Origin of the sequence: Spirillospora sp. NPDC052269 (genome assembly GCF_040679435.1) — a bacterium.
Lineage (GTDB): Bacteria > Actinomycetota > Actinomycetes > Streptosporangiales > Streptosporangiaceae > Spirillospora.
In genome coordinates this window covers 55,924-73,112 of record NZ_JBFAUU010000021.1, presented here as the reverse complement: position 1 = coordinate 73,112, position 17,189 = coordinate 55,924, and the positions used below count along the sequence as shown (strand labels likewise).

Here is a 17,189-nt window from a genome sequence, read left to right as displayed (position 1 = left end):
GCCGGTCGGCCCTGCCGCGGGTCACGCCTGCGCTCGTACCCGCCCCCCCAAGACGGTTCATGGACAGGAGTGACACATGTCTGATCCGTTGTCGTTCACGCAGACGCGGTTCTGGTTCCTCGACCGGCTGGACGCGGGGCGCGGGCACCATGGCGTCCGGGTGGCGCTGCGGCTGCGCGGCGACCTGGACACGGCGGCGCTCTCCGCGGCGCTCGGGGACCTGGCCGGCCGCCACGAGATCCTGCGAACGCTGTTCCCCGAGGACGACGGCGTCCCGGGCGCGCGAGTGCTGCCGGAGCTCGAGCAGCCGCTCGCCATCTGTGACGTCGTGCCGGAGGACCCGGCCGGCCAGGGGGCCGACGCGGCCGGACGCGGGTTCGACCTGACCGCCGAGCCGCCGCTGCGCGCCGAACTGCTGCGGACGGGCGCGCGGGAGCACGTGCTGGTCCTGGTCGTCCACCGGATCGCCGCCGACGCCGCCTCCGCGTCCGTCCTGGCCCGCGACCTGGCCACGGCGTACGCCGCCCGGCTCGAGGGCCGCGACCCCGGATGGTCGCCGCTGCGGTTCGCCGAGAGCGCGGCGCGCCGGCAGGCCGGGCTGGACGCGACGGTGGACGCCGACCTCGCCTACTGGACGTCGGCGCTCGCCGGGCTGCCCGACGTGCTCGCGCTTCCGACCGACCGGTCGCGTCCCGCGGTCGCGACCCGATCGGCCGGACGGATCGGATTCACGGCGCCCTCGGGAATCCCGGCGGCGACGGCACGGGCCGCGCTCGCCGTCCTGCTGTCGCGGCTCGGCGCGGGCGACGACATCCCCATCGGGATGACGGCGGACGGCCGCGCCGCAGGGGACGCCGAACTCGCCGGGCCGTTCACCGACTGGACGCTCACCCGCGTCGCAGTCCCCGGCGGCGGCGGGACCTTCGGGGAATTCGTCGAAGACGTTTGCGCCGCCGAGGAGGCCGCCCGGCCGCACCGGAATCTGCCGTTCGCCCGGTTGGTCGACGGGCTCGACCCGACCCGGTCGCGTGCCCGGCATCCGCTGTTCCAGGTCGGTCTGGACGTCGGCCGGTCCGGCCGGCCGCTGTGGGAACTCGCCGGGCTCGAGGTCTCCGAGATCGCCGCCGGACCCGACTGGACGGACCTCGACCTGTGGTTCCATCTCGCGGGCGACGACAGCGAACTGCTCTACGCCACCGACCTGTTCGACCCCGGCACCGCCCGGTCGCTCGCGCACCGGTTCGCCCGCCTGCTGGAACGCTTCGCCACCGATCCCTCCTTGCCGCTCGGCGGACCTGACCTGCTTGACGATGCCGAGCACCGGCGCGTCGTCACCGACTGGAACGCCACCGAGCGCCCCCACACGGCCCCGGTCGAACTCCTCCCGCAGTTGTTCGAACGGCAGGCCGCCCACACCCCGGAAGCGATCGCGGTCGCGGCGGCCGACGGCGAGTGGACGTACGCGGAACTGGACGTCGCCGCCAACCGCGTCGCCCGCCTGCTGATCGCCCGGGGTGCGGGCCCCGAAGACCTGGTGGCGCTGGCCATGCCCCGGTCGGTATGGATGGTCGCCGCCGCCCTCGGTGTGCTGAAGGCCGGGGCCGCCTACCTGCCGGTCGATCCGGCGCATCCCGCCCGGCGCATCGCCCGCACCCTGGAGGACGCCGCGCCCGTCCTCGTGCTCGGCGTCACGGGATCCGGCGTTGATCTCACCGGCATCGATCTCACCGGCATCGCCCCCACCGGCCGCGACCTGCCCTGGCTCGCCCTGGACGACCCGGCGACCGGACTCGCGGCGTTCCCGAGCACGTCGCCGGAGGACGCCGACCGGACCGTCCCGCTGCTGCCCGATCACCCCGCCTACGTCCTCTACACGTCCGGCTCGACCGGGACGCCCAAGGGTGTGGTCGTCTCCCACCGCGCGGTGGCGGACTACCTGCGGTTCAGCGCCCGCGCCTACCCGGGGGCGGGCGGCGTCGCGATCGTGCCGAGCCCGCTCGTGTTCGACCTCACCGTGACGGGCCTCTACACGCCGCTGACGACCGGCGGACGGATCGAGCTGACCGGCCTCGACACCCCCGCCGAGGCGAGCCTGCAGCGGCTGCGCGCCGAGCCGGCCACCTTCATGAAGGTCACCCCGAGCCATCTGTCGGTGCTCACCGACCTGCCGGGTGAGCTGTCCCCGGCGCGCGACCTGGTGGTCGGCGGCGAGGCGCTGTTCGGCGAGGCCGTCCGGGAATGGCGCGCGAGGCACCCGGAGGCGCGCCTGACCAACGCGTACGGGCCGACCGAGCTGACCGTCAACTGCGTCCAGCACGTCATCGAACCCGGCGACGAGGTCGCTCCCGGACCGGTTCCGATCGGGCGTCCGATGGACGACACCCAGGTCTACGTCCTGGACCGCCACCTGCGGCCCGTGCCGCCCGGCGCGGTCGGTGAGCTGTACGTCGCGGGCACCGGGCTGGCCCGTGGCTACCTGCGCCGGCCCGGCCTGACCGCCGAGCGGTTCGTCGCGTGCCCGTTCGGCGCGGGCCGCATGTACCGGACGGGCGATCTGGCCAGGTGGACGGCCGAGGGCGAGCTGGTGTTCGCGGGCCGGGCGGACGACCAGGTGAAGATCCGCGGCTTCCGGATCGAGCCGGGCGAGATCGCCACGGCGCTGACCGCGCATCCCGGTGTCCGCCGCGCGGCCGTCGCCGTCCGCGACGACCACTCCGGAGGCCGGAGGCTGGTCGCCTACGTCGTCCCCTCCGCCGACGCGCCCGGGACCGCGCCGACGGAGGCCGAGCTGCGGGGGTTCGCCGCCGAGCGGCTCCCGGAGCACATGGTCCCGTCCGCCGTGATCGTCGTAGGCGACCTGCCGCGCACCGTCAACGGCAAACTCGACACTGCCGCGCTGCCCGCTCCCGGCCTCGCGAGGCGGGCCGCGGAGCGGGCGCCGCGCACGGCGGCCGAGGAGATCGTGTGCGGGGTGTTCGCCGAGGTCCTCGGCCTGGACCGGGTCGGTCCGGACGACGCGTTCTTCGAGCTCGGCGGCGACTCGCTGTCGGCGATGCGACTGGCGGCCCGGCTCGCCGCCGCCCTGTCGACCGGCCTCACGGTCGCCGACGTCTTCGCCGCCCCCACCCCCGCCGGCCTGGCGGCCCTCGTCTCCGCCGGTGACGGTGACGGCCGCCGCGCACCGCTGCGCGCCACGGGCCGTCCTGAACGGGTTCCACTGTCGTTCGCGCAGGCACGCATGTGGTTCCTCAACCGGCTGGAGGACACGGGGGCCGTCTACAACGTGCCGCTGGTGGTGCGCCTGACCGGCCGACTGGACGCGGCGGCGCTGCAGGCCGCCCTGGCGGACGTCGCGGACCGGCACGAGAGCCTCCGCACCGTCTTCCCCGAGGAAGAGGGCGTTCCCTGGCAGCACGTGCTCGACGACGCGCACCCGGAACTCGTCCGGCACGAGACGGACGCCGACGACGCCGCCGGGAAGGTCGCCGAGATCTGCGGCCGGGGATTCGACCTCGCCACCCGTCCCCCCTGGCGCGCGGAACTGCTGCGCACCGGGCCGGACGAGCACCTCCTGGTGATCGTCGTGCACCACATCGCCGCGGACGCCTGGTCGACGGGCGTGCTCGTCCGCGACCTGTCGGCGGCCTACACCGCACGCCTGGACGGGATGGCACCGGACTGGAGGCCGCTGCCGGTCCAGTACGCCGACCACACGCTGTGGCAGCGGGACCTGCTGGGCGACGAGGACGATCCGGGCAGCGTCCTGCGCGGCCGTCTCGACCATTGGCGGGCCGCGCTCGCCGGGCTGCCCGAGGAGATCGCGCTGCCCGCCGACCGGCCCCGCCCGTCCGGCGCCGGATCCCCGGCCGGGCGCGTCGCCTTCGCCCTTCCCGCCGGGACTCGCGCACGCCTGACCGACGTGGCGCGGCGAGGCCGGGCGACGCTCTTCATGGTGGTGCAGGCAGGGCTGGCGGCACTCCTGTCGCGGCTGGGCGCGGGCACCGACGTGCCGCTCGGAACGGTCGTCGCCGGGCGGGACGACCCGGCACTCGACGACCTGGCGGGCTCGTTCGTCAACACCCTCGTGCTGCGCACCGACGTGACCGGCGACCCGACCTTCCTCGACCTGCTCGGCCGTGTCCGGCACACCGACCTCGCCGCCTACGCCCACCAGGACCTGCCGTTCGAACGCCTCGTGGACGAGCTGGCCCCGGCCCGCTCCCTCGACCGGCACCCTTTGTTCCAGGTGATGTTCGCCTACCAGAACACCCCTGAAGGCACCTGGAACCTTCCCGGCCTGCGCGCGGAACCGATCCCCCAGGGCGCGGTCCAGGGGGCGAAGTTCGACCTGCTGTTCAACGTCACCGACACTCCGGACGGCATCGACGCCTTCCTCGAATACGCCACCGACCGCTTCGACCCGTCCACCGCCGAAGCCCTGGTGGCGCGGCTGGTGCGCGTCCTGGAGCAGGTGGCAGCCGATCCCTCCGTTCGTGTCGCCGACCTCGCCGTCCTGACCGGGGCCGAACGCGCCCAGGTCGTCGAGGAGTGGAACGACACGGCGGTGCCGGTGCCGGACGTGTCGCTGGTGGAGTTGTTCGAGGCGCGTGTCGCCGGGTCCCCGGACGCCGTCGCCGTGGTGAGCGGCGAGATGCGGTGGACATATGCGGAGCTGGACGCCGAAGCCAACCGTGTGGCGCACCTGCTGGCCGAGAGCGGGACCCGGCCGGGCGACATGGTGGCGCTGCTGTTGCCGCGTTCGGCGTGGACGGTCGCGGCGGTCGTCGGGGTGGTGAAGGCGGGCGCGGCGTATGTGCCGGTGGACGTCGACTCTCCGGCGGAGCGGATCGCCTTTGTGCTCGCCGACGCCCGTCCCGCCACCGTGCTCGGAACGAGCGCGACCCTCGCGGGTCTCCCCGCGGATGTTCCGGTTGCCCAGGTCTGCCTGGACGACGAGCGCGATGATGCCGTCCACACCTCGCCCGCTGTTCGCATGCCCGGCGGCGCAGCGGCCTATGTGATCTACACGTCGGGGTCGACGGGCCGCCCGAAGGGCGTCGTCGTTCCGCAATCGAACGTCGTGGCGTTGATTTCCGCAGCGACCGGAGAATTCGGGTTCGGACCGGACGACGTCTGGACGCTGTTCCACTCCTACGCGTTCGACTTCTCGGTGTGGGAGTTGTGGGGACCGCTGCTGTCGGGCGGGCGCCTGATCGTCGTCGACCACGAGACGAGCCGATCCCCGGTGCGGTTCGCTTCCCTGCTGGTCGACGAACACGTGACGGTGCTGAGCCAGACGCCGTCGGCGTTCTATCAACTGATGCCGGTCACCGCGGCCGACTCGATGCTGCGGTACGTCGTGTTCGGCGGCGAAGCGCTGGAGCCGGGCCGCCTGGCGCCCTGGTACGCGCGCCTCGGCGAGGACGCACCGGTGCTGGTGAACATGTACGGCATCACCGAGACCACGGTCCATGTCACCGAGCTCCGCCTGGACGAGGAGTCCGCGGCCTCAGGGCTGGGAAGCGTGATCGGCGGGCCGCTGCCGAACACCCGTGTGCTGGTCCTGGACGAGTCGTTGCAGCCGGTCGCGCCGGGCGTCACGGGGGAGATGTACGTCGCCGGGCACGGCCTGGCACAGGGATATCTCGGTCGTGTCGCCCTGACCGCCGAGCGGTTCGTCGCGTGCCCCTTCGGCAGTCCGGGGCAGCGGATGTACCGGAGCGGCGACCTGGCGCACTGGACCCGCGACGGGCGGCTGGTGTTCGATGGCCGCGCCGACGACCAGGTGAAGATCCGCGGCTTCCGCGTCGAGCCCGGCGAGATCGAAGCGGTGCTGGCCGAGCACGGCGGCGTCGGGCAGGTCGCGGTGTCGGCCCAGGACGGACGGCTCGTGGCCTACGTCGTGCCGGACGGCGGCCTGGACGAGCGGGAACTGCTCCGGCTCGCGGCCGACCGCCTGCCCGCGTACATGGTTCCGGCGGCGGTCGTGGCTCTGCCGCAAATCCCGATGACGGTGAACGGCAAGCTCGACCGGGCCGCGCTCCCCGTCCCCGACTTCGCCGGCCGGACCACGCAGCGCGCACCGCGCACGGCGCTGGAAGGGATCGTGTGCGGAGCGTTCGCCGAGGTCCTCGGCCTGGACCGGGTCGGTCCGGACGACGGGTTCTTCGAGCTGGGCGGCGACTCCCTTCTGGCCATGCGCCTCACCACGCGCCTGAAGGACGTGCTGGGCCCGGGCATCGGGATCCGCGAGCTGTTCGCGAACCCGACCGCGGCGGCCATCGCGGCGCTCGCGGGAGAACGGAGCGCGGGCGGCCCCGCGCGGCCGCTCACGTCCGGGCCCCGGCCGGAGACCGTCCCGCTGTCCCACGCGCAACGGCGCATGTGGTTCCTCAACCGGCTCGCGGATCAGGAGGCGGCCTACAACGTCCGGCTCCCGCTGCGCCTGACGGGCGCGCTGGACGTGCCCGCGCTGGAAGCGGCACTCGCCGACGTGGCCGAGCGCCACGAGGTGCTCCGCACCGTCTTCCCCGAGTCGGACGGCGTCCCCCGGCAGAGGGTTCTCCCGCCCGCCGGGGGACGGCCCGTCCTGCAGGTGCGCGAGGTGGCCGCCGACCAGGTCGAGGCGCACGTCGCGGAGCTGACCGGCCGGGGGTTCGACGTGTCCGCCGCACCGGCGTGGAGGGCGGACCTGCTGCGCGTCGCCCCGGACGACCACGTGCTCGTCCTCGTCGTCCACCACATCGCCGCGGACGAATGGTCGGTGCGCGTGCTGGCCCGCGACCTGGCCGCCGCCTACGCCGCGCGCCGCGGCGGCGGCGCACCCGGCTGGGGCGAGCTGCCGGTCCAGGTCGCCGACCACGCGCTCTGGCAGCGCGCCGCCCTCGGTGACGAGAACGATCCGGGCAGCGTGCTCGGAACCCGGATCGGGCACTGGCGGACGGCGCTCGCGGGACTCCCCGACGAGCTGGCGCTGCCCTATGACCGGCCGCGCCCGGCCGCCCCCGGGCGGCGGGGCGGCCAGGTCGCCTTCGACATCGACGCCGCCACGCACGCCGCGCTGCTGGACGTCGCGCGCCGGCACCGCGCCACGCCGTTCATGGTCGTGCAGGCGGCGCTGGCGGTGCTGCTGTCACGGCTCGGCGCGGGCGAGGACATCCCCGTCGGCACCATCGTCACCGGCCGGGACGACGCCCGGCTGGACGACCTCGTCGGCTTCTTCAGCAACACGCTCGTGCTGCGGGCCGATCTGAGCGGCGACCCGGCGTTCGGCGAACTGGTGGAGCGGGTCCGCGAGAGCGACCTGGCCGCCTACGCCCACCAGGACGTGCCGTTCGAGCGGCTGGTGGAGGAGCTGGCCCCGGCCCGCTCGCTCGCCCGGCATCCGCTGTTCCAGGTGTCGCTCGGCATGCGGGACGTCCGGGAGGTGGACTGGGAGCTGGCCGGGCTCGGTGTCGAGCGGCTTCCCGTCGAGACCGGGATCGTCAAGTTCGACCTGTCGTTCGCCTTCGCGGCGGTGGACCGGGACGCGGCGGCGGGGCTGCGCGGCACGCTGCTCTTCGCCGCCGACCTGTTCGACCGCGGCACCGCGCGGCGGATCGCCGACCGGTTCGTCAGGACGCTGCGGCAGGTGACGGCCGATCCGGCGCGTCCGGTCGGCGAGGTGGACGTGCTGACCGCAGCCGAGCGGCGGCTCGTCGTCGCCGGGGGAGAGGAACCGCCGTCCCCCGCGGCGGGAGCGACGGTCCGCGACCTGATCGAGGCGCGGGCGGCGGCCGCGCCCGCGGCGACGGCACTGAAGGCCGGGGAACGCCGCTGGAGCCACGGTGAGCTGGACGCCGCCGCCGCCCGGATCGCCGCCCGGCTCGTCGAAGCCGGTGTCCGCCGCGGGGACCGCGTCGGTGTCATGGCGGAGCGTTCGGCCGAGCTGGTCGCGGCGCTGCTCGGCGTGTGGAAGGCGGGCGCCGCCTACGTCCCGGTGGACGCCGCCTGGCCCGCGCCGCGCCGGGCGACCGTGCTCGCGGGAACCGGGGCCACGGCCGTCCTGGTGGCCCCTGACCTTGAGGAACACGTCCCCGCGGGACCGCGGGCCCTGGCCCTCGGGGAGTGGGTCTGGACAGGGGAGGCCCGGCCCGGGCGTGTCCCGCTCGCACCGGACGACCTGGCCTATGTCATGTACACCTCGGGTTCCACCGGCGAGCCCAAGGGCGTCGCGGTGACCCACGAGGGGCTCGCCGCGCTGGTCGCGGACCCCTGGTGGGGCCTGGGCGAGTCGTCCCGGATCCTCGCCCACGCGCCGTACGGGTTCGACGCGTCCGTGCTGGAGCTGTGGGTGCCGCTGGCGGCGGGCGGGCAGGTCGTGCTCGCGCCGCCGGGAGACCTGGACGCCCACGCGCTGCGCGCCCTGGTCACCGGCGCCGGGCTCACCCACGTGCACGTCACGGCGGGGATGTTCCGGGTGCTCGCCGACGAGGCGCCCGGCTGCTTCGCCGCGCTGGACGAGGTGCTGACCGGCGGCGACGTCGTCCCGGCGGCCTCGGTCGCGGCCGTCCGGGCGGCCTGCCCGGACACGGTCGTCCGGCACCTGTACGGCCCGACCGAGGTCACCCTGTGCGCGACCGGCCATGTCGTGACGTCGGCCGACGCCGCGTCGCTGCCGATCGGCCGGCCGCTGAACGGCATGCGGGTGTTCGTGCTCGATTCCCGGCTGCGTCCGGTGCCGCCCGGCGTGGTCGGTGAGCTGTACGTCGCCGGCGCCGGCCTGGCGCGCGGCTACCTGGACCGCGCCGCCCTGACCGCCGAACGCTTCGTGGCCTGCCCGTTCGCCGCCGGGCGCATGTACCGCACCGGCGACCTGGCCCGCTGGACGGCGGACGGCGCGCTGATGTTCGCCGGGCGCGGCGACGACCAGGTGAAGATCCGCGGGTTCCGGATCGAGCCCGGCGAGGTCGAGGCCGTCCTCGCCGCGCACGAGGCGGTCGCCGACGTCGCCGTGATCGCCCGCGAGGACCGGCCCGGGGACCGCAGGCTGGTCGCCTACGTCGTCCCGGCCGCCGCCGGAGCCGCGGACGCGGCGGCGCTGCGCCGATTCGTGGCCGGGCGGCTGCCGGAGTACATGGTCCCGTCGGCGGTGGTCGGCGTGCCGGAGCTGCCCGTGACGGCGAACGGCAAGCTCGACCGGGCCGCACTGCCCGCACCCGAGCACGCCGCGACGGCGGGCCGTGAGCCGCGCACCGCCGTGGAGGAGATCACGTGCGGGCTGCTCGCCGAGGTCCTCGGGCTGGACCGCGTGGGCGTGGACGACGGGTTCTTCGACCTCGGCGGCGACTCCCTGCTGGCGATGCGGCTGGTGGCGCGCGCCCGCGCGGTCCTCGGCGTCGAGCTGAGCGTCACGGACGTGTTCGAGGCCCCGACCCCCGCCGGGCTCGTCGCCCTGGCGGGCCTCGGCGGGCGCGCCGCGTCCGGCCCCGCCCTCGCACCCCGCCCGCGACCGGAGCCGACGCCGCCGTCCTTCGCCCAGGCCCGGATGTGGTTCCTGGACCGGCTCGAGGACGCGGGCGGCCTCTACAACGTTCCCCTGGCCCTGCGGCTGCTGGGCGAGCTGGACGTCACGGCGCTCGAGGCGGCGGTCCGGGACGTGGCCGACCGGCACGAGGCGCTCCGCACCGTGTTCCCCGACCTCGACGGTGAGCCCTTTCAGCGGGTCCTGACCGGGGACGAGGCGTACCCGGCCCTCGTCCCGCGCGAGATCATCGAGCAGGAGCTGCCCGGGATGCTTCGGGCGGCGGCCGGGCGCGGCTTCGACCTCGCCGCCGAGCCGCCCTGGCGGGTGGAGCTGTGGCGGCTCGGCCCGGCCGAGCACGTCCTGATGCCGGTCGTGCACCACATCGCGGCCGACGGATGGTCGATGGGCGTCCTCGCCCGGGACCTGTCCACGGCGTACGAGGCGCGTCGCGGGGGTGCGGCGCCGGAGTGGGAACCGCTGCCCGTGCAGTACGCCGACTACGCGCTCTGGCAGCGCGAGGTCGTGGGCGACGAGGACGATCCGGGCAGCCTGGTCGCCGCGCAGCTCGCCCACTGGCGCACCGCGCTCGCGGGAGCGCCCGAGCAGCTCGCGCTGCCCTCCGACCGCCCCCGCCCGGCCGTCGCCACCCACCGGGGCGGGCAGATCGGGTTCGACCTCGCTCCGGAGACGCTCACGGCGCTCACCGGGCTGGCCCGACGCAGCCGGACCACCCTGTTCATGGTCGTCCAGGCCGGGCTGGCGGCGCTGCTGTCGCGGCTGGGCGCGGGCGACGACATCCCGGTGGGCACGGCCGTGGCCGGGCGTGGTGAGGCCGCGCTGGACGGGCTCGTCGGGTTCTTCGTGAACACCCTGGTGCTGCGCACCGACGTGAGTGGCGACCCGACGTTCGCCGAGCTGCTGGAACGGGTCCGCGAGACCGATCTGGCCGCCTACGCCCATCAGGACGTTCCGTTCGAACGGCTGGTGGAGGAACTCGCCCCGGCCCGTTCCCTGGCGCATCACCCGCTGTTCCAGGTGTCGCTGGGAGTCCAGGACCTCCCGAAGGCCGACTGGGACCTCGCCGGGACGACCGCCGTCGAGGTCCCCGTGGAGACGGGCGCGGTGAAGTTCGACCTGACCTTCACACTGTCCGGGACACGGGGCTCACTCGCCTATGCGGCCGACCTGTTCGACGCGTCCACCGCGCGGCTCCTGACCGACAGGCTGGTGCACGTCCTGGAACAGGTCGCGGACGCCCCGGCGACCCGCCTCGGCGCGCTCGACGTGCTCATCGGCGACGAGCGGCGGCGTGTCGTCCGCGACTGGAACGCGACCGACCGTCCCGCTCCCGCCCCCGCCGTGCCCGAGCTCGTCGACCGGTGGGCCGGCCGGACCCCGGACGCTTTGGCGGTGACGACGGACGCCGCCCGCTGGACCTACGCCGACCTCGCGGCCGAGGCCGGGCGGATCGCGACCCTGCTGGCCGAGCACGGCGTCCGGCGTGGCGACCGGGTGGGAGTGGCGCTCGGGCGTTCGGCGGAGCTGGTCGCGGTGCTGCTGGGCGTGTGGCGGGCAGGTGCGGCCTACGTGCCGATCGACCCTGACCATCCGGCCGAGCGCGTCGCCCGGCTGCTCGCCGACGCGTCCCCGTCCGTGGTGCTAGGCACGGCACGAACCTTGAGGGCTCTGCCGGACGCGGCTCCCGCCCGGCTGATCGACATCACCACATCGCCCACGGGGTGTCCCCGTCCACCGGTGCCCGTCGGCGGAGACGACCTGGCGTACGTGATGTTCACGTCGGGTTCGACCGGTGTCCCGAAGGGGGTTGCGGTCACGCATGCGGGTGTGGGGTCGTTGGTGTCGGATCCGTGGTGGGGTGTGGACGAGTCGTCGCGGGTTCTGATGCATGCGCCGTTCGCGTTCGACGCGTCGGTGTTCGAGTTGTGGGTGCCGCTGGCCTGCGGCGGACGAGTCGTCATCGCGCCGCCCGGCGAGGTGGACGGCGCGGTCCTGCGTGAGGCGGCGGCGCGGCACGGGCTGACCCATGCGCATGTGACGGCCGGGATGTTCCGGGTGCTCGCGGACGAGGATCCTCGGGCCTTCGCGTCGCTGCGCGAGGTGTTGACCGGCGGCGACGTCGTGCCGCCGGCGGCGGTGGCGGGGTTGCGGAAGGCGTGCCCCGACGTCGCCGTCCGGCATTTGTACGGGCCGACCGAGATCACGTTGTGCGCGACGGGCCACACGGCCGTCCCGCGGGACGACGGTCTCCTGCCGATCGGCGGCCCCCTGGCCGACACGCGGGTGTACGTGTTGGACCGGTTCCTGCGTCCGGTGCCGCCGGGGGTGGTGGGCGAGCTCTTCGTCGCCGGTGCCGGGCTGGCGCGAGGCTACCTCGGCCAGGCCGCCCTCACGGCGGAACGCTTCGTCGCGTGCCCGTTCGGCGACGGCCGGATGTACCGGACCGGGGACCTCGCGCGCTGGACGAGGGACGGCGAACTGGTCTTCGCGGGCCGAGCGGACGAGCAGCTGAAGATCCGCGGGTTCCGGGTGGAGCCGGGCGAGGTCGAGGCCGTCCTCGCGGGACACGACGCCGTGGGTCAGGTCGCGGTCATCGCCCGGGAGGACCGTCCGGGCGACAAACGCCTGGTCGCCTTCGTGGTGTCCGGCGCCCCGCTGGAGGAGGGGGCGCTGCGGCGCCATGTCGCCGAGCGGCTGCCGGAGTACATGGTCCCGTCGGCGGTCGTCACGCTCGACGCCCTGCCGGTCACCGCCAACGGCAAACTCGACCGGGCCGCCCTCCCGGTTCCGGCCGTCGCCGGGACGGCGTCCACGCGTGAGCCGCGCACGGCGGTCGAGGAGATCGTGTGCGGCCTGTTCGCCGAGGTCCTGGGGATGGAACGGGTCGGCCCCGAGGACGGGTTCTTCGACCTGGGCGGCGACTCACTGCTCGCGATGCGGCTGGTCGCGCGGGTCCGTGCCGTCCTGGACGCGGAGATCACGATCCGCGAGTTGTTCGGGCAACCGACCCCGGCGGGCGTGGCGGCGCTGGCGCGACGGGGCGCGGCCCGGCGTCCGGCCCTGTCGCCCCGGCCACGTCCGGAACAGGTGCCGCTGTCGTTCGCCCAGCTGCGGATGTGGTTCCTCAACCGGCTGGAGGACGCGGGCGGCACCTACAACGTCCCGCTGGCCCTGCGCATCCGGGGCGACCTGGACGTCACCGCGCTGGAGGCGGCGCTGGGCGACGTCGCCGACCGGCATGAGACCCTGCGGACGATCTTTCCCGACATCGGGGGAGACCCTCACCAGCGTGTGCTGGACGGACCGGAGGCCCGCCCGCGCCTCGCCGTCCGCGACCTGGACGAGGACGGCGTCGAAGCCCACGTGGCCGCGATGGCCGGGCGCGGCTTCGATCTCGCCGCCGAGACACCGTGGCGCGCGGAACTGCTGCGACTCGCACCGGGAGACCAGGTCCTGGTGGTCGTCGTGCACCACGTCGCGGCCGACGGCTGGTCGATGGACGTGCTCGCGCGGGATCTGTCGGCCGCCTACGCGTGCCGCCGCGAGGGCCGGGCCCCCGCCTGGCCGGCGCTGCCGGTGCAGTACGCCGACTACGCCCTCTGGCAGCGCGAGACGATCGGCAGCGAGGACGATGCCGACAGCGTCCTCAGCGCCCAGCTCGGCCGGTGGCGGACGGCGCTGGCGGACCTTCCGGCAGAACTCGCGCTGCCCTACGACCGTCCGCGTCCGGCGGTGGCGAGCCATCGTGGCGGGCGGATCGCGTTCGAGGTCGGGCCCGAGACGCACGCGCGCCTGGTGGAGGTGGCGCGGCGTGGCCGGGCGACGCTGTTCATGGTGGTCCAGTCGGCGCTGGCGGTGCTGCTGTCGCGGCTCGGCGCGGGCGACGACGTGCCGGTCGGGACGGCGGTGTCCGGACGTGGCGACGCCGCCCTGGACGGCCTCGCGGGCTTCTTCGTCAACACCCTGGTGCTGCGCGCGGACCTGAGCGGCGACCCGGCCTTCGCGGACCTGGTCGCGCGCGTCCGGGAGACCGACCTCGCCGCCTACACCGGACAGGACGTCCCGTTCGAGCGCCTGGTGGACGAGCTGGCCCCCGAGCGCTCCCTGGCCCGGCACCCGCTGTTCCAGGTCTCCCTCGGCGTCCAGGACCTGGCGCCCGAGGCGTGGACGCTGGCGGGCGCGCGGGTCGAGCGGCTCCGGGTCGGCACGGACGCGGTGAAGTTCGACCTGTCGTTCAGCCTGACCACCGGACGCGACGACGAGGGCGCCGCCGCGGGGATGCGCGGGTACGTCGCCTATGCGGCCGAACTGTTCGACCCCGGCACCGTCCGGCTTCTCGCCGACCGGTTCGTCCGCGTGCTGGACGCGCTCGCCGCCGACCCCGGACTGCGGCCGAGCGGGGTGGAGGTGCTCACCGCTCGGGAACGCGACCAGGTCATCGAGGAGTGGAACGACACCGCCCGGCCCGGCGAGGCGCCCCCGGTCCCCGTGCTCGTGGACCGCTGGGCCGCCCGGAACCCGCTGGCGACGGCGGTCGTGGCCGGACGGTCCCGGTGGAGCCGCGGCGACCTGGACGCGGCGTCCCGCCGGATCGCCGCGCGGCTGATCGCGTCCGGGGTGCGGCGCGGCGACCGCGTGGCCGTGGAGATGGAACGGTCGGCCGAACTGGTCGCGGTTCTCCTCGGCGTCTGGCGGGCCGGTGCCGCCTATGTCCCGCTGGACCCGTCGTGGCCCGGCGCGCGGCGCGCGGCCGTGCTCGACCAGGTCCGGGCCGCGGCCATCGTCACTTCGGCTGACGCGCGCGACTGGACGGCGTCCGAAGGGCCCGCGCCCGCCGCACCCGGCCTTCCGGTCACGGGCGACGACCTGGCGTACGTGATGTTCACGTCGGGTTCGACCGGTGTCCCGAAGGGGGTTGCGGTCACGCATGCGGGTGTGGGGTCGTTGGTGTCGGATCCGTGGTGGGGTGTGGACGAGTCGTCGCGGGTCCTGATGCATGCGCCGTTCGCGTTCGACGCGTCGGTGTTCGAGTTGTGGGTGCCGCTGGCCTGCGGCGGACGAGTCGTCATCGCGCCCCCGGGCACCGAGCTGGACGGGACCGTCCTGCGCGACCTGGCCACCGGGCATCACCTGACGGCCGTGCACATCACGGCGGGCGCGTTCCGGGTGCTCGCCGACGAGGACCCCGGCTCCTTCACAGGCGTGCGGCGGCTGCTGACCGGCGGCGACGTCGTCCCGCCGTCCGCGGTGACGCGGGTGCGTGAGGCGAACCCGGTCGCCACGATCCAGCACCTGTACGGGCCGACCGAGATCACGTTGTGCGCGACCGGCCACCTGCTCGCACCGGGCGACGAACCCGGCGGGGTCCTGCCCATCGGCCGTCCCCTGGCGGACACCCGTGTCTTCGTCCTGGACGAGTTCCTCCGGCCCGTCCCGCCCGGCGCCGTCGGCGAGCTGTACGTGGCGGGAGTGGGACTGGCGCGCGGCTACCTGAACCGGCCCGGCATGACCGCCGAGCGGTTCGTGGCGTGCCCGTTCGGTGGCGGGCGGATGTACCGGACGGGCGACCTCGCGCGCTGGTCCCCGGACGGGCACCTGCTCTTCGCGGGCCGCGCGGACGAGCAGGTGAAGATCCGTGGGTTCCGGGTGGAGCCCGGGGAGATCGAGGCGGTGCTCACCGGTCATGACGCGGTGGGGCAGGTCGCGGTGGTCGCCCGGGAGGACCGTCCGGGTGACAAACGCCTGGTCGCCTACGCGGTGATGGAAGGGGACCCCGAGGAACTGCGGAGCTTCGCGGCGGACCGGCTGCCCGAGTACATGGTCCCGTCGGCGGTGGTCGCGCTCGACGCGCTGCCGGTCACGGTGAACGGCAAGCTCGACCGCGCCGCCCTCCCGGCCCCCGACCTCGCGGGCCCGGTCGGCGCCCGCGAGCCGCGGACGCCGCTGGAGGCGACCCTGTGCGCCCTGTTCGCCGAGGTCCTGGGACTGGAGCGGGTCGGGGCCGAGGACGGGTTCTTCGATCTCGGCGGCGATTCGATCATGTCGATGCAGCTGGTGGCCCGGGCCCGGCGCGCGGGCGTGGTGATCAGCGCGCAGGACGTCTTCGAGTTCGTCTCCCCGGCCGGTCTCGCGCGGGTGGCCCGGACGGAACCGGCGACGCCGCAGGCCCGTCCCGGCGAGGACGGCACCGGAACCGTTCCCCTGACGCCCGTGATGCGATGGCTCGTCGAGGCGGGCGGGCCGGACGCGCTGTCCGGCGGCCTCAGCCAGTGGACGGTCACGGACGTGCCGTCCGACCTGACCATGGACCGTCTCGAGGCCGCCCTCCAGGCCGTCGTCGACCGTCACGACATGCTGCGCGCCCGGCTGGGCGAGGGCGTGATCGAGGTCGGCCCGGTGGGCTCGGTCGCGGCGTCGGACCTGGTGTCGCGCCTGGACGCGTCCGCGATGGACGAGGACGGGCTGAGGGAGGCGATCGCCGCCCAGGCCGGTGCCGCCGATCTGGACGCGCGGAAGGGCCAGGTGCTGCGGCTGGTCTGGCTGGATCGCGGTCCCGGCGCGGCGGGCCGCCTGCTGGTCGTGGTGCATCACCTGGTCGCCGACGGCGTGTCGTGGCGGGTCCTGCTGCCCGACCTCGCGGTCGCGGACACCGCCTTGGCCGAGGGACGTCCACCCACTCTGGACCCGGTGGCCCAGAGCTTCCGGGCCTGGGCGCGGTGGTTCGACGGACGGACCGCCGCGCGACGAGACGAGCGGGAAGCGTGGCGGGCGATCCTGGACGGCGGGCACGGCCTGCCCGGCACGCGAGCGGTGGAACCGGGCCGGGACCGGGAGTCGTCCATGCGCCGGACCTCCCTCACCGTCCCCGCCGACGTCACCGCCGCGCTCCTCGGCGTGGTTCCCGGCCGGTTCCACGCGGGCGTGAACGAAGTGCTCCTCGCCGGGCTCACGGCGGCCCTGCACACCTGGCGCGGGCAGGTGCCGGGCAGACCGGACCGCGGCTTCCTCGTGGACGTCGAGGGGCACGGTCGCTCCGGCGGCGGAGGCGACCTGTCGCGGACGGTCGGCTGGTTCACGTGCGTCTACCCCGTGCGGTTGGACGCGGGTGGCCTGTCGCTCGCGGACGTCGGGCGTGGCGGCGCTGAGGCGGGCGCATTGGTCAAGCGCGTCAAGGAGCAGATGCGGGGGATTCCCGGGGACGGCCTGGGCTATGGGGCGTTGCGCTATTCCGACCCCGAATCACGTCCCGTCCTTTCTGAATATGCGGCACCGCAGGTCGCCTTCAACTATCTCGGCAGATTCTCTTACGCCGCCGATTCGGATACCGGAAGCGGCCGTTTCTGGCAACCCCTGTCCATGGGGGGACAGGGCGGCTCCGAGATGCCGGCTCTCCACGCGTTGGAGGTGACGGCGGCGGTGCGGGACCTGTCCGACTGTTCAATTCTGACGCTTTCCTTCGGATGGCTGCCGGAGATACTTGGTGAGTCCGAGATCGATGAGATCGGGCGGTCGTGGATGGACATGCTCGCCGGAATCGCCGCGCACGCGGAGGATCCCGCGGCGGGTGGCCACACCCCCTCCGACTTCCCCCTGCTCGCCCTGGACCAGGACCAGGTCGAGGAGCTGGAATCCGAATTCGCCGGCGACACGGACTGGGATTGGTGAA

General features: G+C 74.6%; 1 protein-coding gene. It reads left to right on the top strand.

Translation table 11 applies throughout. From position 1 onward, the window contains the following. Positions 1-76 precede the first annotated feature (76 nt). On the top strand, positions 77-17,188 hold the full coding sequence (locus AB0L06_RS35740) for a non-ribosomal peptide synthetase (protein WP_500235607.1): 17,112 nt from the start codon (positions 77-79) through the stop codon (positions 17,186-17,188). The last annotated feature ends 1 nt before the right edge of the window (position 17,189 follow it).